This is a genomic window from Nocardia sp. NPDC058705 (assembly GCF_042749305.1).
Lineage (GTDB): Bacteria > Actinomycetota > Actinomycetes > Mycobacteriales > Mycobacteriaceae > Nocardia.
Genome location: NZ_JBHYRN010000012.1, coordinates 1 through 25,189, shown reverse-complemented (window position 1 = coordinate 25,189; position 25,189 = coordinate 1). Strand labels below are relative to the sequence as shown.

Annotated in this window: 19 protein-coding genes; 12 read left to right on the top strand and 7 right to left on the bottom strand. The window is 67.5% G+C overall.

Annotated features, from left to right (window positions below):
- Positions 1–132 precede the first annotated feature (132 nt).
- A complete protein-coding gene (locus tag ACFW6D_RS16060; protein ID WP_379328805.1) occupies positions 133–1,812 on the top strand; it encodes an NTF2-like N-terminal transpeptidase domain-containing protein in 1,680 nt (559 codons plus the stop codon).
- Positions 1,813–1,876: 64 nt separating this feature from the next.
- Positions 1,877–2,233 carry a DUF3054 domain-containing protein gene (locus tag ACFW6D_RS16055; protein ID WP_379328804.1) on the top strand — a complete coding sequence of 119 codons (357 nt, stop codon included), beginning with the start codon at positions 1,877–1,879 and terminating at the stop codon, positions 2,231–2,233.
- On the opposite strand, the gene ACFW6D_RS16050 is transcribed toward ACFW6D_RS16055, so the two are convergent.
- Both ACFW6D_RS16050 and ACFW6D_RS16045 read right to left on the bottom strand, forming a co-directional pair.
- Positions 2,234–3,298 (bottom strand): YbhN family protein, encoded by a 1,065-nt coding sequence (locus ACFW6D_RS16050; RefSeq protein ID WP_379328802.1) that lies wholly within the window; start codon positions 3,296–3,298, stop codon positions 2,234–2,236.
- Positions 3,299–3,375: 77 nt separating this feature from the next.
- Positions 3,376–4,887 (bottom strand): adenylate/guanylate cyclase domain-containing protein, encoded by a 1,512-nt coding sequence (locus tag ACFW6D_RS16045; protein WP_379329010.1) that lies wholly within the window; start codon positions 4,885–4,887, stop codon positions 3,376–3,378.
- Between the two features lie 72 nt (positions 4,888–4,959).
- Between ACFW6D_RS16045 and ACFW6D_RS16040 the strand changes: the two genes are divergently transcribed.
- The 5 genes from ACFW6D_RS16040 (at position 4,960) to ACFW6D_RS16020 (ending at position 11,338) form a co-directional block, all read left to right on the top strand.
- Positions 4,960–6,201, top strand: a complete 1,242-nt coding sequence (locus ACFW6D_RS16040; RefSeq protein WP_379328800.1) for an AI-2E family transporter — start codon at positions 4,960–4,962, stop codon at positions 6,199–6,201.
- Positions 6,182–7,360, top strand: coding sequence for a MacS family sensor histidine kinase (gene macS / locus ACFW6D_RS16035; RefSeq protein ID WP_379328798.1), 1,179 nt, complete (start codon positions 6,182–6,184; stop codon positions 7,358–7,360). Before ACFW6D_RS16040 ends, macS begins: the two co-directional genes overlap by 20 nt.
- Positions 7,361–7,376: 16 nt before the next feature.
- On the top strand, positions 7,377–8,027 hold the full coding sequence (locus ACFW6D_RS16030) for a response regulator (RefSeq protein WP_379328796.1): 651 nt from the start codon (positions 7,377–7,379) through the stop codon (positions 8,025–8,027).
- A 167-nt stretch (positions 8,028–8,194) separates the two neighbouring features.
- Positions 8,195–8,863, top strand: a complete 669-nt coding sequence (locus tag ACFW6D_RS16025; protein ID WP_379328794.1) for a DUF1707 domain-containing protein — start codon at positions 8,195–8,197, stop codon at positions 8,861–8,863.
- A 102-nt stretch (positions 8,864–8,965) separates the two neighbouring features.
- Positions 8,966–11,338, top strand: a complete 2,373-nt coding sequence (locus tag ACFW6D_RS16020) for a DUF2339 domain-containing protein (RefSeq protein WP_379328792.1) — start codon at positions 8,966–8,968, stop codon at positions 11,336–11,338.
- Between the two features lie 93 nt (positions 11,339–11,431).
- Here ACFW6D_RS16020 and ACFW6D_RS16015 read toward each other — a convergent pair whose 3' ends face one another.
- Genes ACFW6D_RS16015 through trmB form a run of 3 tightly spaced genes read right to left on the bottom strand, consistent with a single transcriptional unit; the run spans position 11,432 to position 17,019 of the window.
- Positions 11,432–15,502, bottom strand: a complete 4,071-nt coding sequence (locus ACFW6D_RS16015) for an MMPL family transporter (protein ID WP_379328790.1) — start codon at positions 15,500–15,502, stop codon at positions 11,432–11,434.
- The gene (locus tag ACFW6D_RS16010; protein ID WP_211300370.1) at positions 15,503–16,219 is read right to left on the bottom strand and encodes an NYN domain-containing protein; all 717 of its coding nucleotides are present in this window, start codon (positions 16,217–16,219) and stop codon (positions 15,503–15,505) included.
- A complete protein-coding gene (trmB, locus tag ACFW6D_RS16005; RefSeq protein WP_379328788.1) occupies positions 16,216–17,019 on the bottom strand; it encodes a tRNA (guanosine(46)-N7)-methyltransferase TrmB in 804 nt (267 codons plus the stop codon). Before trmB ends, ACFW6D_RS16010 begins: the two co-directional genes overlap by 4 nt.
- Positions 17,020–17,152: 133 nt before the next feature.
- On the opposite strand from trmB, the gene ACFW6D_RS16000 reads away from it, so the two are divergent.
- The 4 genes from ACFW6D_RS16000 (at position 17,153) to ACFW6D_RS15985 (ending at position 22,288) form a co-directional block, all read left to right on the top strand.
- A complete protein-coding gene (locus ACFW6D_RS16000) occupies positions 17,153–18,262 on the top strand; it encodes a hypothetical protein (protein WP_379328786.1) in 1,110 nt (369 codons plus the stop codon).
- On the top strand, positions 18,249–19,829 hold the full coding sequence (locus ACFW6D_RS15995) for a hypothetical protein (protein WP_379328784.1): 1,581 nt from the start codon (positions 18,249–18,251) through the stop codon (positions 19,827–19,829). The genes ACFW6D_RS16000 and ACFW6D_RS15995 overlap by 14 nt, the downstream gene beginning before the upstream one ends.
- 239 nt (positions 19,830–20,068) lie before the next feature.
- Positions 20,069–21,898 (top strand): phosphoenolpyruvate carboxykinase (GTP), encoded by a 1,830-nt coding sequence (locus ACFW6D_RS15990; RefSeq protein WP_379328782.1) that lies wholly within the window; start codon positions 20,069–20,071, stop codon positions 21,896–21,898.
- 216 nt (positions 21,899–22,114) lie between these two features.
- Positions 22,115–22,288: a hypothetical protein gene (locus ACFW6D_RS15985; RefSeq protein WP_379232368.1), complete on the top strand. Its 174-nt coding sequence runs from the start codon at positions 22,115–22,117 to the stop codon at positions 22,286–22,288.
- Positions 22,289–22,291: 3 nt separating this feature from the next.
- Here the strand turns inward: ACFW6D_RS15985 and ACFW6D_RS15980 are convergent, their stop codons facing one another.
- A complete protein-coding gene (locus ACFW6D_RS15980) occupies positions 22,292–23,740 on the bottom strand; it encodes an aldehyde dehydrogenase (protein WP_379328780.1) in 1,449 nt (482 codons plus the stop codon).
- Between the two features lie 241 nt (positions 23,741–23,981).
- On the opposite strand from ACFW6D_RS15980, the gene ACFW6D_RS15975 reads away from it, so the two are divergent.
- Complete coding sequence (locus tag ACFW6D_RS15975) at positions 23,982–24,248, top strand: hypothetical protein (protein ID WP_379232372.1); 267 nt, start codon at positions 23,982–23,984, stop codon at positions 24,246–24,248.
- On the opposite strand, the gene ACFW6D_RS15970 is transcribed toward ACFW6D_RS15975, so the two are convergent.
- Positions 24,249–25,049: a class I SAM-dependent methyltransferase gene (locus ACFW6D_RS15970; RefSeq protein WP_379328778.1), complete on the bottom strand. Its 801-nt coding sequence runs from the start codon at positions 25,047–25,049 to the stop codon at positions 24,249–24,251.
- Positions 25,050–25,189 lie beyond the last annotated feature (140 nt).

Below are 25,189 nucleotides of genomic sequence, written 5' to 3'. Positions count from 1 at the left end.
CGGGGCGAGATTTCCGGCACAATCGAGGTGTCGAGGTCGGGTAGCGTCCCGGCCTACCGGGGCATTGGAGACGGGTCAACTTCCGGTACGGTGGATTTGTTACCGGAGTGGCAAGAGTGAAGAGTGGGCGATATGGATGTGTGGGGATCCCGCCGCTTTCGCGTCCGGGGCGCAATGGCGATCGCGGGGGTTGCGACCCTCGCCATTGCGCTGTGCTCGTGCGGAGTGGGTGGGAAGACGAGCGAGTCGGAGACGGTGGTCGGGCGGTTCACCGACCTCCTCGACGATCAGGACTACAGCAAGGCCGCTGACCTGACCTCGTACCCCGCCGCCGCTTCGGCAACCATGAAGCAAATGTTCGAGGGCCTGCAGTCGGGCACCGTCGACTACGAGGCATCACAGGTCATCGACCTCGACCCGCAGTCGGCGATCTTCAGCATGGACGTCGCCTGGAATTTCGGCGAGAAGAAGGACTGGACCTACACACTGCAGGGCACCGTCCGCAAACTCGCCATCGGCTGGCGGATCTCGTGGGAGCCCGCGGTGGTGATGCCGCAGCTGGCGAACAATCGCACCGTCAAGCTCGTGCGCACGACCGCGAAGCCGCCGCCGAAGGTCGTCGACCTGCCCGGCGAGGCGCTGATGACCGAGCAGACGCTCAATGTCATCAAGATCGACCCGAGCCGCACCGGCGACCTCGTCGCCACCACCAACGCGCTCGCCGACGCCATCGAACCGGTCGCGCCGCTGATCACCGGGCCGTCGCTGATGCAGCAGCTCGCGGGCTCGCAGGGGCAGCCGATCGTCGCGGTGAACCTGCGCGACGGTGACTTCGCGATCCTGGAACCGCGGATGGCCAAGATCGCGGGCGTGGTGATGGAGAAGCAGCCGAAACTGATCTCCGCCGACCGGCGCACGCGTTCGCCGATGCTCGATGCGCTGCGCAAGGTGTGGCAGGACAGCCTCGAGGCGACCGCGGGCTGGGGTGTGCAGATCTTCGAGGCCGACGGCAGGTTCGTCAACCAGGTGGCCGGTTATCAGGGGCCTGCGGGACCCGATATCGCCGCGACGATGGATCAGCGATTACAGCGTGCCGCCGAGGACGCGGTGGTGAGCGCGGGGACCCCGGCCACCGTTGTGGCCATCCAGCCCTCCACCGGTGCGGTCGTGGCGGTGGCGCAGAACTCCTACGCCACCGAGAAGGGCCCGGTCGCGTTCACCGGGCTGTTCCCGGCGGGCGGCACGATGGAGCTGTTCCGTGCGGTCGCCGCGGCGACCAAGAACAAGCCGCCGCAGGACGTGACGGTGGCCGAAGCCGCCGAGGCGGCCACCGCGCTCGGCGTCGGCGTCGACTTCAAGGTGGCCGGGCTCGACGAGGTGACCGGGCGGATCAGCGCGCCCGGCCGCAGCACCGAACAGGTGCGTCAGGGCGCGGGCGCGGATGCGGTGCAGGTGAGTCCGTTCGGGATGGCGATTGCCGCGGCGGCCATTTCGCGTGGCTCGGTGGCGCCGCCGATGATCGTGGCAGGCCAGCCGGGGACCACCGATACGCCGGTCCCCGCCTTGCCTCAGCCCGCGGTCGACCGGTTGCGTGCGATGATGCACGAGGGCATCGGCAAGCCGGAAACCGCTGCGCTGCGCGGATTCCGCGATATCACCGCCTTCGCCGCGACGGGCGGCACCGACGGTTGGCTGCTGGCGACGATGGGTGATCTGGTCTTCGCGGTGCACATCGCCGACGTCGACAGTGGTGACGCCACTTCACGACTCGCGGCCGTGCTGCTCAAGTCCCTTGCCACTCCGGAGCCCTGAGTTAACACTGGTCAGTGGGTATGACCCGGCCTCGAAGTCGATCTTGACCGGTTACGCTACGTCCGTGAAGAGATACGCGCCGTTCGGTATCGATGCTCTGCTGGTGATCGTGTTTTGCGCTATCGGAAGGCGTAGTCACGATGAGGCTGTGATCGCCGGGCTGTTGAAGACTGTGTGGCCCTTCGGGTTAGGGCTGATTCTCGGATGGGTGCTCGCGGTGGTCCTCGCGCGGAAAACGCGGTTCGACGCAACAGCGTTGTGGCCCACCGGAATCCTGATCTGGGCGAGCACACTGATCGGCGGGATGGTCTTGCGCGCCGTCAGCGGGCAGGGTGTCGCGGTGAGTTTCGTGATCGTCGCGGCTTGCGTGCTCGCGTTGTTCCTGCTGGGCTGGCGGGCGGCGATTCGCGCGCTGCGGTGATCAGATCCGGCGCTGCTGCTTGAACTCTTCCTCGTATTCCTTGTCGTCGTCCTTACGGAACAGGAACGCGAAGACGATCCAGCCGACGACGGCCACCAGGATGAAGCTGACCAGCCGGTAGACGAACGCGGCAGCGACGGCCTGCGCGGCGGGCAGCCCGGCGCCCGCGGTGAGACCGTAGATCAGCGTCGCGTCCACGTAGACGATGCCGCCCGGCGCGAATGGAATCGACCCCACCGCCTTGCCCGCCGCGAACGCGATGAGCAGCCCGGACAGCTTCGGATCGGCCCCGACCGCGAAACACGCGGCGCCCAGACACGCCACATCGGCGAACCGGTGCACCAGCGCCCACACCCCGACCAGCGCCGCGTCCTTCTTCCCCAGGTCGACCGACTCGAGTTGGGCCCTGAGCTCGGCCAGCTTGGCGATGCCGTGATCGGCGGGCTTCTTACGTAGCCGGTTGACCAGCGCGAGCACCCGCCGCAGGATCGCCTCGAGGGTGCCGGGATGGCGCGCGAGGTAGTTGCCGACGAACAGGACAAGGCCGAGCACCACCAGCGAAACGATGAATTTGAACCCGATCCCCTGCCCGACCAGCGCGGCTCCGGCGATCCCGATCAGTGCCAGCCCGGCGGCGGCGACCACGCCGGAGAAGACCAACTGCCAGGAGGCGACGATCGGGCTGGCGCCCCAGCGCCGGGTCTGGCGGTAGGTGAAGGCGGTGGAGAAGACCTGGCCGGCGGGCAGCGTCAGCGACATCGCGGTCGCGCCGTAGACCACCGATACCGATTTCCCCTGGCTGACGTCCACCCCACCCGCGTGCAACAGTTGTTTCTGTACTCGGCCGAAACCGCTCATCGAGATCGCCTGCAGGACGATGCAGAGGATCAGCCAACCCCAGTGGATCTCGGTGAGCGTGCGCCACGATTCGTGCAGGCGGGGCCATAAATAGATCCCTTCGCCGATGAGCAGCGCGAGGACCACCACGCCGAGCACCCACTTGACCCACCGGAACCGGCGGCGGCGCTCGGCCGGTGCGCCTGCTAGGTCGCCGTCGGCCGTCACGGTCTCAGCCTAATGAACACAGTCGGCTTCCGGCCGTCCGCAGACTGCGCACGGCCGGAGCGAAGGCGGAGGTACGCCTAGCGAAGGTGCTCTTCCTCGTCCGTGCGCGGCGCGGCGATCGCGGACTTCGGCCAGGCCAGGCGGGTTTTTCGGCGTCTTCCGCGCAACTGGACCTCGTCTCCGGTTATCCAATGTTGCTGCTCGCTTTCGTCGGCGAAGTAGAGCGCGCTGCCCGAAGCGAGAACGCGGCCGGGATGATCTTTGGCCAATTCGGTGAGCCGCGACGCCTCGTTGACGGGGTCGCCGATCACGGTGTATTCGAAACGGTTTGCGGCACCGATGTTTCCGGCGACCGCCAGGCCCGCCGAGACGCCGATGCCGACGTCGAGGGTGGTCACCTCGCGCAGGGCTTCGCGCAGGTCACGGGCGGCGGCGAGGGCGGCACTCGGTGCGTCGGGGCGGTCGAGCGGGGCACCGAAGATGGCCAGTGCCGCGTCGCCGACGAACTTGTTGACGAAACCGTGGTGGCTGTCGATCACATCGACCACCACCCGGAAGAACTCGTTGAGCAGGCTCACCACCTCGGTCGGTGGGCGTTCGGCGGCCGCGGCGGTCGAACCGACCATGTCCACGAACAGCACCGCCACGAATCGGGTCTCACCACCGAGTTCGGTGCCGTAGTCCAGGGCCCGCTGGGCCACGTCCTCGCCGACGTGCTGGCCGAACAGCTCCTGCAGCTTTCGCCGCTTCGCCGCTTCGTCCATCATCCGGTTGAAGCCCACCTGCAACAGCCCGATCTCGGAGCCGTCGTAGACCTCCACCTGCACATCACGCGCGCCCGCCTGCACCTTGTTGATGGCGGTGGACAGCTGACGCACGGGGTCCGAGATCGAGGAACCGGTGAGCATCGACAGCGCCAGGGCCTGCAGGATCACCACGCCACACAGCAGCAGGATCGAGATCGCCAGGGACTTCGCCGAGAACTTCACGTCCGAGGAGATCTGGGTGACGCACAGCAGCACGATCGCGATGGTCGGCGCGAACGTGCCCATGCCCCAGGTCATCGCCATCCGCGTGCCGACACCGGGGGTGAGCGTGTGGTCGAAGGTGCCTTCGGTGAGCGCTTCCGCGGCGACCGGGCGCAGGATGCGTTCGCCGAGCATGTAGGTGAAGCCGAACACGATGGTGGCGGCCATACATTCGGTGACGATCACCGCGCCGGCCAGCTCCGGCGATTCGGCGATGATCAGCGCGGCCAGGATGCCGCCGCCGATGATCCACAGCACCAGGTGCACGATCGACTGCCGCAGCGGCACGTGCAGCGCCGCCATCTGCTCACGTCGGCTCGGCGGGCCACCGCGCATCTGCCAGCGCATCACCGGCCGCAACATGAGCGCGGCGGCGAAGATGCTCAGCACCGCGGCGACCCCGAAAACGAGCAGCGGTGCGAGCAGACCGGTCTGGCGCACCCCACCCGGATCGCCCTCGGGAACCGGGAGACCGTATTGGATGAAGGCCCACACCAGCACCGCGCCGAAGGCGTTGGCCAACAGCACAGACGTCAGATACAGCGGCCAGCGCGTTCGCATGGTCTGTTTGACCGCTTCCAGAGGCGCCGACACGACAACCAATCTAGCGTTCGGACCGATAGGCTCATCCGAGTGACCGACCAGAAGGTAGATTCTCCGACTGCGTCAACGCTGTGGCGCTCCGACGCCGAGGCAGTTCATCCCCTGGTCCGAAAAGCCGCGGCGTGGAGCTGGCGGCTACTGATCATCTTCGGCGCGCTGCTCGCGGTGGGGATGCTCGTGCAGAAATTCGCGACCGTGGTGATCCCCCTTGCCATCGCGTTGCTCGCCGCCGCGCTGCTCGCACCGCTGGTCGATTGGATGCAGCGGGTGGGGATTCCGCGCTCGCTCGGCGTGTTCGTGGCGCTGCTCGGTTCGATCGGATTGCTCGCGGGGGTGCTGACCTTCGTCGTCGAGCAGTTCGTCGACGGTGTGCCGGGGCTGTCCAACGAGGTCACCAACAGCGTGCACAAGGTGCAGGACTGGTTGATCAACGGTCCGCCGCACCTGAGCGATCAGCAGATCCGCAGCGCGGGCGACACCATCGTGCGCACCATCCAGGACAACCGCGAAAGCCTGACCAGCGGCGCGCTGACCACCGCCACCGCCATCGGCCACATTCTCACCGGCGCGTTCCTGATCCTGTTCATCCTCATCTTCTTCCTCTACGGCGGGGATCAGATCTGGAACTTCATCACCCGGATCATCCCCAGCGCGCACCGCGAAAAGGTCCGCACCGCTGGTGAATTGGGATTCGGGACGCTGGTCGGGTTCGTGCGCGCCACCGTCGCGGTGGCCGCGGTGGACGCGATCGGCATAGGAGCCGGGCTGGCGATTCTGCATGTGCCACTTGCCTTGCCGCTGGCCTCCCTGGTGTTCATCAGTGCGTTCATCCCGATCATCGGCGCGTTCTTCGCCGGGTTCGTCGCGGTGTTCATCGCGCTGGTCACCAAGGGGCTGGTGACCGCGCTGATCGTGCTCGGCATCATCGTCGCGGTGATGCAGCTGGAAGGCCATGTGCTGCAACCACTTCTGCTCGGCCGGGCGGTGAGTATCCATCCGCTGGCCGTGGTGCTGGCCATCACCGCGGGCTTGGTCGTCGGCGGGATCGCGGGGGCACTGCTCGCGGTGCCGTTGATCGCGGTGGGCAACACCGCGATTCGGTATCTGCTCGCCGACAGTCCGGCGGAAGCGTTCGGCGAACTCGTCGGCGCCGACGAACGAAAACGGTTCACGGCCGAACCCGACAAACCCGAGCCGCCCGGCCGATTCGACGTGGCGAAGCGGCTGCGCAAGGAGGAAACCGAGACCGGCGATGCGGACCCACACAGCTGAGTTGAGCTCGACCGACGCCGCGACCGCGCCGTTGTGGCGGGCGGCGCAGGCGTTTCGGCTGGTCACGCTGCTGTATGCGATCGGGCAGCAGATCGCTTCGGTGCCGTATTACGAGCATCCGCGGTTGAGTTGGATGCTGATCGCGGTGATGGCGATCTGGTCGGGCAGCTCCGCGCTGTTGTTGTCGCAGTGGTACTTCCCCGAGGCGACCGGGCGGATTCGTGGCTGGGTGGTGTTCGGCGACCAGGTGGTGACGATCGCGCTGATCGCCTCGACTCGCCTTGTCGCGGACTACGACTGGTATCACGGGCATCAGACGCTGCCGACGACGCTGTGGATCGCGAACTCGGTGATCTCGATGGCGGTATTGCGTGGGCCGGTCGCGGGAGTTGTTGCGGGCCTGGTGATGGCGGCTGTTGTGGTGACGGTGCGGGATCAGTGGGGGCAGGACGTGTGGGGGGATGCGACTGCGCCCGTGTTGGTTTCGGTGGGGTTGGCGCTGGGGTTGGCGGCCAATACCGCTCGGCGGGCACAGGGGCAGCTCGAACGGGCCTTGCGGATCACGGCGGCCGCGCAGGAGCGGGAGCGGCTGGCGCGCGAGGTACACGACGGGGTATTGCAGGTGCTCGCCTTCATCAAACGGCGCGGCAGCGAAATCGGCGGGCCTGCAACTGAACTGGCGCAGCGGGCGGGGGAGCAGGAGGTGGCGTTGCGGGTACTGCTGTCCGAGCAGGCCGAACAGCCCGACTCCGGTTCGGGGGAAGTAGATTTGCGGCCACTGCTGACTTCGAGGGCGACGACGACGGTGTCGGTGGCTACGCCGGGTGATCCGGTACTGGTCGGGCGGATGGTGGCGCAGGAGATCGCCGCGGCGGTGACGACCGCGCTGTCGAACGTTTCACTGCATGCGGGGATCGACGCTAAAGCGTATGTGCTGCTTGAGGATACCGGCGACGGGCTGGTGGTGAGCGTGCGTGACGACGGTGTGGGGATTGCCTCGGGACGACTGGAAGCAGCCGAAGCCGAAGGGCGGATGGGGGTTTCGCGGTCGATCGTCGGGCGAATCGAAGCACTCGGCGGCACCGCCGAGTTGCTGACCGAGGGCGAGGACCTCGGCACCGAATGGGAATTCCGGATTCCGCGCCAGTCGGCGCGCTGAGAAGAGGAGCTGGGCGATGCCGGGCATTACGGTGATGGTGGTCGATGATCATCCGATGTGGCGCGAGGGTGTTTCCCGCGATCTCGCCGAAGCCGGATTCGAGGTGCTTGCCACCGCCGACGGCGTCGGCACGGCCGCTCGCAGGGCCGCGGCCGTGCAGCCTGCGGTGGTGTTGATGGATATGCAGCTCACCGACGGGAACGGGGCGGCGGCCACCGCCGAAGTGCTGCGGGTCTCGCCGCACAGCCGGGTGCTGGTGCTGTCGGCATCGGCCGAGCGCGACGATGTGCTCGACGCGATCAAAGCCGGGGCCAGCGGGTATCTGGTGAAGAGCGCTTCGGCGGCCGAGTTGATCGATGCCGTGCGCGCCACTGCCGCAGGTCAGCCGGTATTCACGCCCGGGCTGGCCGGTTTGGTGCTCGGGGAGTACCGGCGGATGGCGACCGCGCCGGTGGCCGCCGACCAGCCGCATCGCCCCTCGCTGACCGAGCGCGAGACCGAGGTACTGCGGATGGTGGCCAAGGGGTTGTCGGCCAAGCAGATCGCAACCCGGTTGAACCTCTCGCATCGGACTGTGGAGAACCATGTGCAGGCGACACTGCGTAAGTTGCAGCTGGCGAATCGGGTCGAGCTCACGCGCTACGCCATCGAGCAAGGTCTCGAGTAGTGGTTCTCGGCGCGCCTCCGCCGATGGACTGACCGGAGGGTGCGACGAAGGAGTGCCCGGAGGGAGGGAAGAGGTGGAGTCAAGCGCCGAGAACCCGCGGCGCCAGCCGCAAAAAATCCGGGTTTGCCCTGATGTGCTGGGGGGTGTGGCTGGTTACCCTCGAATGCATGGGCGGTCCTGATTCCCTTTTCGTACCCGGTGCCGCGGCGGCTGGTCCCGTCGGTGACCGTGAGCTGCGTGTGTCCGATGCCGAGCGTGAGCATGTCGGGCAACTGCTGCAACGGGCCGTCGGGCTCGGGATGCTGTCGCTCGGGGAGTTCACCGAGCGGATGGATACGGCGTTGGCCGCCAAGACGCGGGGTGAGCTGAACGCGGTGCTGGTCGACCTGCCGGGGATGCGGGTGGCGGGTACGCCACAGCCTGCGGCTATGCCTCGGCCGCGACATGTTCCGGTGCCTGGTGGGTCGAACCCGAGTGCTATTCGGAGTCGGTTGTCGGGGGTTCATCGGCGGGGGCCCTGGCAGGTGCCGCCTGTTCTGCATCTCAACAATCTGATGTCCGGGGTGACGTTGGACTTCACCGAGGCGGTGATGCAGACGCAGATCGTCGAGATCCAGGTCGATGATTACTGCACCAGCTTGACGTTGCTGGTTCCCGCGGCCGCGACTGTTGATCTGAACGGGCTGGATTTGGTGGGGTCCTCGGCTAACAACAAGGTCCGGACGGGCCCGCCGATCGGGCCGTTGCATCTTGTGGTGCACGGTCGGGTTCGGTTCGGGTCGGTCACTGCGAAGTATCCGCTGATGGTTCAGTGGAAGCGGTTCTTGGGGTCGTAGGGCTGGGGGTTCGCCCGTGCAGGGCGGGTTTGCGTAGGGACGGGGCGTTCGCAGGGGGTTTTTACTCATGTACGTCGGTCCGTGGGGGTCGACTATGGAGTTATGAGTACTGCCATCGATCCCGCGCTCGTCGCGCGGCTCTCCGGAGAGTTCACCGCGCTGGGCGCGCACATGGGTCAGCTGGGTGGTGATCTGGATGTGCTGGCCGGGCAGTTGCGGGCGGAAGCGGCATCGCGAGCCGAGGGTGCGGTGTCTGCACCGCCGGGTTCGGGTGCGGAGCAGGCTGCTTCGGAATCGCTCGAACGGTCAGGTGTCTCGAAGGCGGAACCGACCCCGCATCGCGAGGGGATCGGTGAAAATGCGAGTCCCGATACGCAGCGTGGCGCCGGGCAGGTCGTTTCCGGCGAGGGCCGCGCGCCCTACGGTCCCGAGCGCGGTGCTCCTTACGGCGAGGTCAGGGGCGCTGCGCCCTATGGCCCGGTCGGAGGAGGTGCTCCCTATGGTCCGGCAGGGTGGCAGGGAGGTGCTGGGCTCGGCGCGCAGCCTGGTGCGGCGGCCTATGGGCCGATGGGGATGCCGGGGGCTGTAGGCGCGGGGCAGGGGCGACCGGGCGGGCCGGGCTGGGGATACGGGCCTCCTCCTGGTGGTCGGATGCCGATGCCGATGCCGATGCCGATGCCGATGCCGATGCGTGGTCCTGCGCGGGTTGCTCGGACTCCGTGGTGGCAGCGGGAAGGAGTGATTTCTCGGGTGCTGGCGGTGGCCGGGGTAGGGGTGACCCTGGTCGGGGTGCTGATGCTTTTGGTGTTGGCCGCGCAGGCTGGTTTCTTCGGTCCGGCAGCCAGAGTTGTTGCCGGGGGCGCGCTTTCGGCGGTCTTGGTTGGGCTCGGGTGGCGGGTGTTCGGGCGGCCTGGCGGTCGGGTCGGTGGAATTGCCTTGGTGGCCACCGGCATTGCCGGGTTGTATCTGGATGTTGTTGCGGTGACCGGGTATTACAAGTGGATACCGGGTGGGGTGGGGCTCGCGGTGGCGCTCGTGGTGGCGTTGGTCGGGGTGGGGATCGCGATGCGGTGGCAGTCGCAGCCGTTGGCGGTGGGTGTGGTGTTGGGGGCCGCGGTGTTGTCGCCCGCGTTGACCACCGAGTTGATGTTGCTCGGGTTCCTGGTGGTGTTGCAGGCGGCCGGTGTTCCCGTGCAGATGCGCCGGGATTGGCCGGTGCTGCATGTGGCGCGCACCCTGCCCGTGGTGCTCGCCGTGCTGGGTATGGCGGCCTTCAGCGGGCTCGAAGGGGCGATCTCCGGTGCGGAGGCGGCACAGCGGCGAGGACTGCTGGTCGCGGCGATCGCGTGCGCGGTGGTCGGGCTGGTCGGTGCGTTGCTCGCGGTACGGCGCAGGCCCTCTGACATCACCGCCAGCATCACCATCGCCCTCACCGCACTCCCGGTACTCGCCACCGCAGTCCTGTTCGACCAGGCTGTGAGCGCGTCGATCACCGCGGTACTTGCCACCGTCCTACTCGGTCTCGCCGCCACCGCGCTGTTCCGCCGCGCCGGTTCGACGGAGAACCTCGCGCACGGTGGTGCGAGTCCCGCGCAGTCAGTAGCAGGCCCATCGAGTACCGCCGAGGATCCGGGTGCCGGGCTCGTCGGACCGTTGCGGATTGCGCGGCACACGGCGTTGGTGGCTGGGTTGACCGGTGCCGTGGCGTTGTTGCAGACCTGCACCGTGGCGACGGGCGGTCATCCCCGGTTGTTGCCGACCACACTGTTCGCGGTGGGCCTCGCGTTCCTGGCGGTCGCTGCCGCGAGTCGCGCGCGGGTGGTCGGCGGGCTCGGTATCGCGTTCGCGTTGCTGGGCGGGCTGGTGATGCTGGCGATCGCGACACCGGAAACGCTTGCGCTGCAAAGACTTGCCGAGCGGGAACTCGACATCGCGATGGCCGTGGCGGCCGTCGTCGGGCTGGGTGTGGCGGCGATGGTGGCGTGGACAGTACCGAGGTTGCCGCGGTGCGATGACCCGGCGCTCGTCACCGGGGTGTGGATCGCGGTGAGTATCGCCGGGCTGTACTTCGTGCTGGTCGCCGCGGTGTCGCTCGGCGTATCCCTCGGCGGCGCAGACGGTTTCATCGTCGGGCACAGCCTGGCGACCATCGTCTGGATGGTGGCCGCGACCGCCTCGCTGTTCTACGGACTGCGTCGCCTCGCCAGCTCACCCGCGGTCGCGAAGGTCTGTCTGGTCTCCGGTCTGCTGGTCGCGGCAGCCGCGTTGGCGAAGCTGTTCCTGTTCGACCTGGCAACGCTCTCCGGCCTGATCCGCGTCACAGCTTTCCTGGCAGTCGGAATCCTGTTGCTACTCACCGGAACCCGCTACGCCCGCGCGTTCGCTGACGCAGCACCCCATCGCCAGGCCACACAACCTGGGCCGGGTAGTCACCAGGAAGTCTCTACCAAAGGGGCCCGCCCCGATCTGGACTGACCGGAGGGTGCGACGAAGGAGTACCCGGAGGGAGGGAAGATCGGGGCACCGGAGGGCCCCGCTCGAGCGCGCCAGCGCTCCAAAAATACCGAATCAGTCGTCCTCGCGTCGGCGCAGCAGTTCGTTCACGCTGACCGTCCGGCCCTCGCCACCGTGATGACGACCCTCGTCGGCGGGTGTACCGCGGCGAGACGAGCGCAGCTGAGCCATCCAGTTCTCGATCTCGTTGCGGGTGTCGGCCTGCGGTTCGTCGGATTCCGTCGAACCGGATTCCGGTGTGGTGGAACCGGATTCGGCTGGTTCGGTCGGCGTTGCGGCCGGGGTCGGGACGGCGGTGAAGCCGGACGGAGCCTGCCACTGGCCGGAGGTGTCGGGCTGGTCGATCGTCTCTTCGACGTCGTCGGCACTGTCCTCCGAGGAGGGGGTGACCGGCGAGAACCGTGGTCCGCTGCCCTGATCGGGAGTGTTGAAACCGCGCGGCGTGCCGGGGCTCGTCATGCCGTTGTTCCAGGGCGTGCTCGGCTGTGGCTCAACGGGGACCGAGGTACCGAAAACACTCTCCGCGGGGATCGGCGAATCGGGCTCCGTCTCCGCGCGCGCAGCACGATCCGCGTTGACCGGGTACGGCTCGGCCGCACGGTCTGTGTTGGCCGGGTAGGACTCGGCTGTACGGTCCTGGCTGACGGGGTACGACTCGGCCGCATGACCCGCGTTACCCGGGTACGGCTCGGCCCCGCGGTCGGTGTTGACCGGGTACGACTCGGCCGCACGGTCCGGGCTGACCGAGTGAGACTCGGCGCGGTGCGCGCCGGGTGTGACCGAGAAGTCGGGAGCCGGTGAGTCGAATCCCTGCGGACCCGAATCCGATTCGCGCACTGCGGGATCGGCCTGGGTCGGCGACGTGGTCGGCTCGGGCCGGGTGCTCGAATCGGGAGCGGGGGTGTGGGGTGTGACGGGCCTGAGATTCGACGCGGTCACGGGGCTGAATCCGCTGAAGGTTCCGCCCGACGGTGTCTCGTCAGGTGCCGACGGCATTTCGCGCGGTGCCGGTGGGGTCTCGCGTGGTGCCGGTGGCGTATTGACGATCCTCGGCGGCTGCGGCGGGACGAGCCCGCGCGGCGGCGGAGTAGCCGTGCTCGGCCTGGGCGGCGGGACGATGCTCGGCCGTGAATCGACTGTGGGCGTACCGAATCCGGCATCATCGCCGGTCTCGTGCGGCGTCGACACCCGAGGTACCGGCGGTGTCTCGCCGATCACGCCGGGGGTGTATCCCGACGGCGGCTGCACGCGCGCGGAGCCACGCGCAGGACCACTGGTGACGATGCCGGGCGGATCGAGGCTCGGACCGTTGTCGACCGGATCTGGATGGGAAATCGACGGGGTGCCGGTACCGCTGCCGAACGGTGAGCTGCTGCTCGGCGAATCGGCTGTGCCGCTCGTGTGTCCGGGACCGCTGGTGGGGCGAGTCGCGCCGCCGGGGCCGGTTTCGGGATCACCGAGGTCGGCCAGGGGTGCGGGGGGCGTGCCGAAGCTCGGTCCCGAATAGCCACGGTCGTTATCCGAGGTCGAATCACCTTGTCCCTGATCGGGATTCGGGGTGTTCGGCTTCATGATCGGGAGAACCTGGGTCGGTTCGCCGGACACGTACTTCGGCAGGTCGGGACCGGGATCTTCCGGCTTCTCGGCATCCTTGGCGTCGGGCGTACCCAGCTTCACCACCGGCAATTCCCGTGTCGGCTCACCCGAGGACAGCATCGAGGCGCGGGGGCGCGTCGGATCGGGCGACATCGGCAGGCGCGGGCGGGCAGGCTCGGCCGGTTCGGCGTCGGTGATCTTGTCGATGCGCTGGGTGGGGGCATCGGCCTCGATCTCGGCGACCGTGCGCGGCCTGCGGGGAGTGCGAGCCAACTTGGAGTCGGGGACCGCCTTCATCTGCATGGTCGGCGGGTCGGTGATCGGGGTGGTCTTCACCAGGTCGACCACGCCACCGTGCTGGGGGCGTTCGTCGTCGAGGATGGGTTCGCCGAGGCCGATCTTCTCCTGGATCCGCTTCATCCACTTCGGCGCCCACCAGCAGTCGTCGCCGAGCAGTTTCATGATCGCGGGGACCAGCAGCATGCGCAGGACGGTGGCGTCGATGAACAGCGCCGCGATCATGCCGTAGGCGATGTACTGCATCATCACCATGTCGGAGAACGCGAACGCGCCGGTCACCACCAGCAGAATCAGCGCGGCGGCGGTGATGATGCGTCCGGTTTGGGCGGTGCCGATTCGCACAGCTTCGGTGGTCGACGCACCCTGGGCGCGCGCTTCCACCATGCGAGACAGCAGGAAGACCTCATAGTCGGTCGACAAGCCGTAGATGATCGCGATGATCAGCATCAAGACCGGCGCACTGATCGGCTGTGGCGTGAAGTTCAGTAGCCCGGAACCGTGGCCGTCGACGAAGATCCACGTGAGGATGCCGAGGGTCGCACCGAGACCGAGCGCGCTCATCAACGCGGCCTTGATCGGCAGCACCAGTGAACCGAACGTCAGGAACATCAGGATCGTGGTGGTGACCAAGACGAGCAGGATCATCCACGGCATCAGGCCCATCAGCGTATCGATGCTGTCGGCCATCAGGGCGGGCTGACCGGTGACATACATCGTGACGCCGTCGGGTACTTCGATCGCGCGCAGGTAGTCGATCGTCGGCTCGGCGTTGTTGGTCGGATCGACCATGGGCGCCGAGGTGCGGAACACCATGGGGTTGGTCGGCGACTTGACCGGCACTTCGAACGGGCTGACCAGGCCGGGAGCCTGATTGGCTTCCTTCCAGACCTTGCCGATGGCATTGGTGTTGTCCGAGACGAAGACCAGCTGGATCGGGTCGGTCTTCTTCATCGGGAAGACCTCGTAGAAGTGCTCGAGCGCGGAACGAGCGGGGTCGTCCGGCGGGAGGTACTTCTCGTTGATGCCGCCGAACGCCAGATCCTTGACCGGGATGATCAGCAGCAGCAGGCCGATGGTGATCGGGATGGCGATCTTGAGCGGGTGCCGCATGACCCAGCGGGTCAGGTTGCCCCAGAAACCGTTCTCGACCTGCTCCGCGGTCTTGGTCTTGCGGAACCGCTTGAGACCGAGCATGTCCACGCGCGGGCCGAGGATGGCCAGCATCGCGGGCAGAATCGTGACCGCGGTCAGCGCCGCGAGGGAGACCGCCGCGATGGTGCCGTACGCGACCGACCGCAGGAAGCCCTGTGGGAAAATCAGAATGCCGCCGACGCTGGCGATGATCATCGTCGCGGAGAACACCACTGTTCGTCCAGCGGTCATGACCGACCGCCGGACGGCGGCTCTGGTGTCGTAACCCTCGGCCAGCTCCTCGCGGAAACGGCTGACGATGAACAGTCCGTAGTCGATCGCGAGGCCGAGACCGATCATCGAGACGACACCGGTGACGAAGAAGTTGACCTCGGTGAAATTGGTCAGCGCCATCACGATGCCGGTGGCGCCGAGAATCGTCAGACCACCGATGATCAGCGGCAACGCGGCCGCGACGATGCCACCGAAGATGAAGAACAGCAGGACCGCCACCGCGGGGAAGGCGATCACTTCCATCCGCTTGGAGTCGTGGTCGAGGGTGTCGGTCAGGGTGACCGCGATGGCCTGCAGGCCCGAGACCTCGACATCGACGCCGGGGATGTAGAAGGCATCCGCCACGGCGCGGTAGTTGCTCATCATGACGGTGTCGTTGTCACCGGCGATGGCGATCGAGGCGAACGCGTGCTTCTTGTCCTTGGACCCGAACGCGGACGGCACCGCGGGCGCGTCGCCCACCTTCCAATAGGTGCCGTTGATCTTGCCGATCTGATCGGGATGTTCGGCGACGACGGAAGTCAGGCTGTCGACGACCTTCTTCGAGAACTCCGGGTCATCGATAGTCTTGCCCTCTGGGGCGTTGTACATGACGATGACGTCGGCTTGGTGGTCGCGACCGTAAGACCCGTCCGCGATCTGCGCGCCCTGCACCGACTCCGAGCCGGGATCGAACCAGCCGCTCTGCGACAGCCGAGGCCCGAGCCCCATGCCGTAGGCACCCAACGCCAACATCGCCCCACCGACAACAATGATGACGGCGAAGCGGAACCGATAGACCAGATCGCCCCAGCGGGTGAACACTTAAGCGACTCCTTGACCAGGGCGAGAAGTGAGTAGCGCCGACAGCGGCCGGAACGGCTGCAGCCAGGCACCCTCGTCGGGCAGCGACTCGAGACTCACCCGCGGCAGCGGTTCCCGGAACACTCCCGGGATGTCCTCGAGGTCGACGAACCCGAGGGTATCCGAAGTGACCGCCCAACTCGCGTGCTCACGGAATCCGAGCACCTGAGCTGGGATTCCCTTGGCGGCGATGGCTTCCAGTGGTTCACGGAAGGCTTGGCCGTCGGCCGAGGCGACCATGATTCCGGCTAAACCACCGTCGCGCTGGCGGGCCGCGATGTGGGCGAGCATATCGGCGTCGACATCGGAGTCTTCGTCGATCTTGGGCTTGGCGAACACCGCGAAACCGACATTGCGCAGCGCTTCCACCCACGGGCGGACCACGTCGGCGGTGCCGGGCGCGATATTGGTGAACACAGTGGCCTCGGCCTCGATGCGCCCCTTGGAGGCGACCGAGATCTCGGCGGTGCGGGCCAGCAGCCAGCGGCCGAGGGCGTCGAAACGGGGGCGATAGGCGGCGGTGGGACGTCCTCCGAGGATGGCACCGAGCCCCATGTCGAGGTTCGGCGCGTCCCAGACCAACAGGACACGTCGAACATCGGAACCGCTCAACGCCTCGGAACCGGAGCCTGCCTGGGCGGGCACCGGCATCTCGGGGGCGATCTCACTCACGCTCATCTGTCGATCTTCCCCCATATGAACTCGTTGATGGCGCTACCGGCGCGCAGGCCTTTGCCTTCGAACTTGGTGACGGGCCGTTCGAAACCGATCGGCGCGGTGGTGCGATTGGCGGCGCTGTCGCCGCCGGTGGTGTCGTTCAGGCCGGTGAACAGCGGTTCCTTGGAGCCTACTTCGAGAATATGCTCCGCGTAATCCGCGTGGTCGGTGGCCACGTGCAGCACGCCGCCGGGCTTGAGTCTGCTGGCGATCAGCGCGAAAGTCGGCGCCTGCAGCAGCCTGCGCTTGTGGTGGCGGGCCTTCGGCCACGGGTCGGGGAAGAACACCCGAACGCCGATCAGCGATTCCGGGGCAACCATGTTCTCCAGTACGTCCACGGCGTCGCCGCGCAGCAACCGGATGTTGTCGATCTCTTCACGTTCGATCTGCTGCACCAACTGGGCCAGACCCGGCTGATACACCTCGATCCCGATGAGGTTCAGGTGCGGTTCGGCCTTGGCCATGGCGGCCGTCGCGGTGCCGGTGCCGGTGCCGATCTCGATCACCAGCGGCGCCTCGCGCCCGAACCAGGCGTCGGCGTCGACCGGATCGTTGGACACATTGCGCCCGACCACCGGCCACGTCTTGTCCCAGGACGCTTGCTGATTCGACGTCAGCGCGCCACGACGCGTGCGGAAACTCGTCACGCGCGGGTACAGCCGGGAGCCGGTCAGCGATCGCCTGCCGGCGTCGTCGGGCATCTCCGACAGCTTGTGGCTGGTCGGCTCGGCGTGGTTGGCGGCGTCGTTCACGTCGTCCATTGTCCAGCATGCGCCGAGCTACGCCACAGGCGAGTTCGTCGCACGCTGATCTGCCAGGTCGCGCAAAGGGTTCGCCCAGCCCCCACCCGGCGCGGATCTGACAGAATGCCCTCCTGAAAAGGGGGTGTGCAGAATGTCGACAGCCACCGAATTCGCACAGACACGGCCCGCAGATCAGCTCGACGAGTTGATTTCGCGCCTCGGTGCAGGTCGGGGCGGTGATCCGGCGATCGCGCAACAGCTTGCAGAGGCGGCTGCGCGGCGTCGTCGGCCGCTGCACATCCAGATCACCGGGCGTGCGCTCAGCGGACGGACCACCGTGCTGGCCGCACTGGCGTTGTTGTCGGCGCAGGAGACTTCGCCGGTCGACCAGCCCGAGTCGCCGGATCCGGTTCTCGACGGTGATCTGGTCATCTACGTACTCGCCGGTGCGCCGCAGGCAGCCGACTATCGCCTGCTCGCCACCGTGCCCCATGGTCGCGGTCTGGTCGTCCTCAACAAGGCCGACGCGGTGGGCGCGCGCTGGGGTGAGGCCGTAGCCGCGGGACAGCGGATCGCGCAGGAACTCGGGGTGCCGGTCGTGCCGATCGTCGCCTCTGTCGCCGCCCGGACCAGGGCGGGAGCGGTGAGCGCCGACGATCTGAGCGACCTGCGCAGGCTCGCGGTCGGCCCCGACGTGCCCTCGGTGCTGGCCGCCGATCTGTTCATCGGCAGCGGTTCCGACCAGGACGCGCGCACGAGGCTCATCGCCAACTGGGATCTCTACGGCGTGGACTGCGCGCTGTCGGCCCTGCGCGCCGATCCCGATCTGCCCGCGTCGGCGATCATCCAGATCCTGCACTCCGCCAGCGGTATCGATCCGCTGCACAAGCTCGTCCACCGTCGGTATGAGCAGGTGGAAGCGGTGCGCGGCGGCGAACTGCTCGACGAGCTGGTCCGGCTGGCCGCCCGCGCGGTCCCCGGCGACGGTGGTCGCGCCCGCGAACTGATCGAGCACTATCTGGCCGGGGACGAAGCGCTCTGGGCCGGACTCTGCGCGGGATTGGCCTGCCCGCAGGTCTCGCACCTGGCCGCCGGCTACCCGTCACCCTCGCCCGCCGACGCCGACGAAGCACTCGCCCGCGCCACCCGCTGGCGTGCCGTGGTTTCCAGCGACATGCCGCCGGCTGCCCGCCGAGCTGCCCTACGCGTCCACAACGGCTATGTCAGAGCCTGGGAGCGGATGTCCAGTGCCGGACTCTGACGTTCCCGACCGAGGTTCGGCCGTCGGCGCGCGAGCCACCGGCGATCCGGGCACGTCGGCGGCTCATGGCCCTGCCGATGGGAACAGGGCCGACGACCCGAACGCCGGGTCCGAGCGCGTGCCGACCGACGACGGCGATCCGGGTGCGCTCGCACCAGCGGTAGACGCCGTGATCGAGCGGTGGAATCCGCAGGGCGCCGCGCTGTTGCGGGCGATGGCCGGTGCCGGTCAGGGCTCCAGCGTCGACTTCTATGCCCCCGATGACGCCAACACCACCCTGCTTCGCACCGAACTCGCCCACTTCGAACCCCGCATCGACCTGGCCGAACCCGCCCCGGGCAACGAGCCCGCCGCGGCACTGATCCTCTTCGACGCGGGCAGTGTCCTCGGCTCCGACATGTTCGCCCTGATCGACCGCCTCCGCGCCGCCGACCAGCGAATCCTGCTCGCCATGAACGGCTTTCACGCCTACCAGGACTGGCGCGCGACCCGCGATCGCAACCTCGAACTGCTCGCCGCGCGCGGCATCACCGACCTCGACATCGTCGCCGTCTCCGCCCGGATGTCCGCCGCGGCCCGCGCCGCCGACGACTCGGCCCTGCTCGATCGTTCCGGCGTGGCCGGACTGCACGCTGTCCTCGCCGCGGCCACCGCGCACGGCCCGACCGACGGTGCCCAGCGTCGCACCGCCGTGCGCACCCGCGTCCTCGCCGACACCAGGGCGCGCATCGACGAGCAGATCACCGCCCTGCGCTCTGGCGCCGACACCGCCCGGATCAGGGAGGAACGGATCGGCCTTGTCGCCGAGCGCGACGGCGGCCGCCAGACCGGGCTGGCCGCGGTGCGCAGCCAGGTCCAGCTCGCCCGCGTCGATCTCACCACCGAGCTGGGTGCGATGGTGCGCGCGCTGCACACCCGCTCCCGTGCCGAACTCGACCGCTGCGACCGCGCTGAGCTGCGCGATTACCCCCAGCGGCTGCAGCAGGCGGCCGGTGAACTGTCGGTCTCGGTCGACGCCGTCATCGACGAACGCGTCATCGAAGCCGCCCGCCGGATCGGCACCACCGCGCCGACCACCCGCAGGCGCGATCCGGCGCCGCGGGTCGGGCCGGATCCGGACAAACGGCACCGTGGTGTCGAAGATCACCTCATGATCGCGCTCGGCGCGTCGGCCGGTGTCGGTCTCGGCAGGTTGATCGTGGCGCCGCTGTCGCTGGTGCCGACCCTCGATGTGGCGAGCGTCCCGGTGACGCTGCTGCTCGGCGCGGGTGCGGCCGCCTGGGTCGTGCGTGCCCGCGGCCAGCTCGCCGAACGCAACCACATGGCCCAGTGGGTCTCGGAGGCGCTGGTGAACATCAAAGCCCAGCTCGAGCAGCGTGTCGCGGGGGTGCTGGTCGATATCGAGGCCGAGCTGGCCGAGCACGTGGTTCGCGAATCGACCGCCCGCGCGATCGCCGTCGACCGGCGCGTGACCGAGCTCGACGCGCTCGCGCGCAGGCTGGTCGCGGAGCGTCCCGCACAGCTGACCGCGTGCGAGCGTGACATCGCCACCCTCGATCAACTGTGAGCACGGGATTGACCGATATACCTGTGGGTATCCGTAAGGGAGCCCGATGCCGTATCAGTGGTCATGTCGCGTTAACCTGGAGGCAGGAACCTGGGCGTCCGCTCTTGCCAGTCGATGCGCGGCCATCGTCCGTGTACGGCCTTCAGCCGTCTCTCGGGGTTGTGCGACGGTTGGTCTGAAGCGGGCGCCCTACCCGCCCATGGTGGCGATCGATGACCGCCCATCTCAGGAGAGTTTTCATGACCTCAGCGACCATTCCTGGTCTTCGTGGATCCGACGGCAAGGCGCCGACCGAGCACAGTGAACTGCTCGCCTGGGTACAGGAAGTCGCAGAGCTCACTCAGCCCGATCGCGTGGTCTGGGCCGACGGCTCCGACGCGGAATGGGATCGCCTGACCACCCAGCTGGTCGAGGCGGGCACGTTCAAGCAGCTCAACGAGGAGAAGAAGCCGAACTCCTTCCTAGCGCTGTCCGACCCCTCCGATGTGGCGCGCGTCGAGTCGCGTACCTACATCTGTTCCAAGACCGAGGCCGACGCCGGTCCGACCAACAACTGGGTCGACCCCGCCGAGATGCGCGCCACCATGACCGAGCTGTACCGCGGCTCGATGAAGGGCCGCACCATGTACGTGGTGCCGTTCTGCATGGGCCCGCTCGGCGCCGAGGACCCCAAGCTGGGCGTGGAGCTCACCGACTCCGAGTACGTGGTCGTCTCGATGCGCGTGATGACCCGCATGGGTGCCGCCGCGCTGGAGAAGCTGGGCACCGACCGCCCGTTCGTGAAGGCGCTGCACTCCGTGGGCGCGCCGCTGGCCGAGGGCCAGGCCGACGTGCCGTGGCCGTGCAGCGACACCAAGTACATCACCCACTTCCCCGAGGACCGCGAGATCTGGTCCTTCGGTTCCGGCTACGGCGGCAACGCGCTGCTCGGCAAGAAGTGCTACTCGCTGCGCATCGCCTCGGCGATGGCCCACGACGAGGGCTGGCTGGCCGAGCACATGCTGATCCTCAAGCTGATCTCGCCCGAGAACAAGAACTACTACGTGGCCGCCGCGTTCCCGTCGGCCTGTGGCAAGACCAACCTCGCGATGATCCAGCCGACCATCCCCGGCTGGCGCGCGGAGACCCTGGGCGACGACATCGCCTGGATGCGTTTCGGCAAGGACGGCCAGCTCTACGCCGTGAACCCGGAATTCGGCTTCTTCGGCGTCGCGCCGGGCACCAACCACAGCTCCAACCCCAACGCGATGGCCACCATCGACGCGGGCAACACCGTCTACACCAACGTCGCCAACACCGACGACAACGACGTGTGGTGGGAGGGTCTCGAAGGCGACCCCCAGCACCTCATCGACTGGAAGGGCAACGACTGGACCCCTGAGTCCGGCACGCCCGCCGCGCACCCGAACTCGCGCTACTGCACCCCGATGTCGCAGTGCCCGACCCTGGCCCCCGAGTGGGACGACCCGCAGGGCGTGCCGATCTCGGCCATCCTGTTCGGCGGTCGCCGCAAGACCACCGTCCCGCTGGTGACCGAGTCGTTCGGCTGGGAGCACGGCGTGTTCATGGGCGCCACCATGGGCTCGGAGCAGACCGCCGCCGCCGAGGGCACCGTCGGCACCATCCGTCGCGACCCGATGGCGATGCTGCCGTTCCTCGGCTACCACGTGGGCGACTACCTCAACCACTGGATCGACCTCGGCAAGAACGCCGACGCGAACAAGCTGCCGAAGATCTTCTACGTCAACTGGTTCCGTCGTGGCGACGACGGCCGCTTCCTGTGGCCCGGATTCGGTGAGAACTCCCGCGTGCTGGAGTGGATCGTCGGCCGCATCGAGGGCACCTCGAACGCGTCCGCCACCGCCGTCGGCCACGTCCCCACCGCCGCCGACCTCGACCTGGACGGCCTCGACGTGAACGCCGCCGACGTCGACGAGGCCCTGTCGGTGAACGCCGACGAGTGGCGCAAGGAGATCCCGTCGATCGAGGAATGGTTCGAGTTCGTCGGCGACAAGCTGCCCTCGGGCGTGCGCGACGAGTTCGAGGCGCTCAAGGAGCGCCTGGGCTGATCACCCCCGCAAACCACAAACCGCCCGTACCGTTTCGGTACGGGCGGTTTTGTTTGTGCGTCGGACGATTTCCGCGAACTCTTTATGGGTACATCTATCGAAGTCAGAGAGTCGCTGGAACGTACAGCGGAACTGTCGCCTATATTCCTCTCGAGCTGAAACACCTGCGAGACTCCTGCACCGCCGCGAGATCGACGCTGAGAGGTGGTTCGACGCATGACCGATCTGGTGACCGGATTCGAGTCCGACACCTATTCGAGCACGCCCCTGCAGCGTGTGGCGGGCAAGCTGGAGCGGGTCCTGCCGCCGGGCTGGCGGGTCGAGGTCGTCGACCTACCGGCCCGAGGCGAGGTGGCCGCGCAGCCGGTGCTGCGGGTACATATGCCTTGAGTTCTAGGCTTCTGACCAACCCATCGGCATGAGCACTGACTTCTGTTCGCAGAAGGCGTCGAGTCCTTCCGGGCCGTTTTCGCGGCCGATGCCCGAGTTCTTGTAGCCGCCGAACGGTGCGGTCGGGTCGAAGGCGTACCAGTTGATCGCGAAGGTGCCGGTGCGGATTCGGGCCGCGACCTCGACGCCGTGCTCGATATCGGTGGTCCACACCGAACCGGCGAGCCCGTAGTCGGAGTCGTTGGCGATCGCGATGGCCTCGTCCTCGGTCTCGTACGGGATCACCGAGAGCACCGGACCGAAGATCTCCTCCTGGGCGATGGTGCTCGCATTGTCGACGTCGGCGAAGATCGTCGGCTCGACGAACCAGCCCCGCTCCACACCCGCCGGCCTGCCGCCGCCGAGCACCAGCCGCGCGCCCTCGGCCTTGCCCTTGGCGATGTAGCCCTCCACGCGGTCGCGCTGCTTTTCGCTGATCAGCGGCCCGAGCTGGGTCGCGGGATCGGTCGGATCGCCGGTCTGCATGGTCTTCACATGCGCGACCAACGCCTCGACGATCTCGTCATAGCGACTGCGCGGCGCGAGAATTCGCGTCTGCGCGACACAGCCCTGTCCGCTGTTCATCAGCGCGGAGAACGCGAGCACGGGAATGCACGCGGCCAGGTCGACATCGGGCAGCACGATCGCGGCCGACTTGCCGCCGAGCTCCAGCGAGACGGTCTTGAGCTGCCCACCGGCCAGCGCGGCCAGCTTCCTGCCGACGGGAGTGCTGCCGGTGAAGGTCACCTTGTCGACGCCGGGGTGGCCCGCGAGGTACTCACTGGCCTCGGCCTCGGCGGGCAGCACCGAGAGCACACCGCTGGGTAGGCCTGCCTCGGTGAAGATGTCGGCGAGGATGTTCGCGGTCAACGGCGTCAGCGGTGACGGCTTGAGCACCACGGTGCAGCCGGCCAGCAATGCGGGCCCGAGCTTGTTCGCGGCCAGGAACAACGGGACATTCCAGGCAGTGATCGCCGCGACGACACCACGGGGTTCCCGTGCGACACGCGAAGTTCCGAACAGGCCGACTCGAGTCTCGTTCCAGGCGAAGGTTTTAGCGAGCTCGGCGAGTGCGTCCAACGCGGCGACGGCGGGAATCTGGTTGAGTGTCAAGGCCGCTAACGTCGGCGCGCCCATCTCCGCGGTGAGCGCGGCGAGCAATTCCGGCGAACGCTGCTCGATCAGGCGGGCGACCTTGGTGAGTACCTCGGCTCGTTCCAGTGGGGGCGTCGATGGCCACGGCCCGCTGTCGAACGCGTCGCGCGCCGCGGCGACTGCCGCGTCGACATCGGCATTCGTTACCGCGGGCACGCTGCCGACGGTCTCCTCCGTTGCCGGGGAGATCACCGAAATGCGGTCACTACCGGCCGGGGTGGTCCACTTACCGCCGATGAACAGACTGTCGTAGTGCATGAGAACACGTTACAGTTTTGCGGTCGAATTGTCTGCAACCTGTTCTAATTCGCTGTGCCGCAACGACTGTGAAGATTGCGAATTCCGACCTGCCGGTTCGCTATTCGGGGAAACGCACTATTGCGTTCCGGTGGTGAAAAGGGGATGCTTTAGCTACTGATCAGCTCGCTCGATTCATCGGACATTAACAGCGAATTGGGGAGACCGACTCATGGCTGTGCAAGTGATCGGCCGATCGTTGATGACCAGCGACCAGACCGACCATCAAGCGAAAAGTGTGGGCAGTGGCGGATGGGTTGTCTCATTCCTGCCTGGCCGCACACTCACGATCGAGCAGGCGACTGCCGCTATCCAGGCCGCTGAGGCCGTTGCGATGGTCGGCGCGCTTGCCGATCAGGTCGGCCTGACCACGCTGGAGACCGTGGGCCTGGCGATTCAGGAATCGCCGTGGGACCGGGTGTTACCCGAGCCGATTCGGAGGTCGCGGCGCTTGAGCTGGCTGGCCTGATCAGGCTTTGGTCGCCACTACTACCAAGTTGCTGACCAATAGCTCACGGATCACCGGAATTCGGACGAGCCACCAGGCCCAATGCGGGTGGTAGCGCGGAAAAACAGTCCGCACGTCGGCTGAAGTCGTTGCCGCCCAGCGCAACCCGTCTGCCGCCGTCACCGCGAACAATGATCGGCCGAACCTGTTCTTGGGTTCGTGGCCCTTCTTGCGCCGGTACCGGCGGGCCGCGAATTCGCCACCGAGGTAATGCCACAGGCCGGTCTCGTGACCACCGAAAGGCCCGTGCCACACCGTGTACGAGTACACGATGAGGCCGCCGGGCTTGGTCACCCGCACCATCTCGTCCGCCATCAGCCACGGCTGCGGCACATGCTCGGCGACGTTGGAGGAAAAGCAGACGTCGAAGGCGTTGTCGCGGAACGGCAATGCCATCCCCGATCCGCGCACCGAACCCGAAACCCGCAGCCCCGCCGCGTGCATCTCCGACGGGTCCGGCTCCACCGAGACGTAGCGTGCGCCGACCGCGGTGAACTCGTCGGCGAAGTAGCCGGGGCCGCCGCCGACGTCGAGGACCAAGGTGCCGGTGAGTTCGCGGCCGGTGATGTCGGCGTAGAAGTCGCTGATCAGCTCGGCGCTGTCGGTGGCGATGCCGCCGTAGAAGCGGGCCGGGTCGGTCTGCTCGAAGCGGAAGCTGGTGAGCAGGCGCAGTGAGCGGCGCAGGGTGGCGCGTCGGGCGAAGCGGGATGGGGCGCGTCGGGCGGCGGGCTGCTCGGTTGTCGGCTGGGTGGCGATCGGCACGGGCTGCAGTGTATTTGCAGACCTGTCGTGGGCGGCGGGGTGGGAGGTTCGGCAGGGTGAGATTTCAAGGGTGCGGTAGTCCGTGTGGTTTTAGGCTGTGTTTTTGGAGCGCTGGCGCGCTCGAGCGCGGCCCCTGGGGG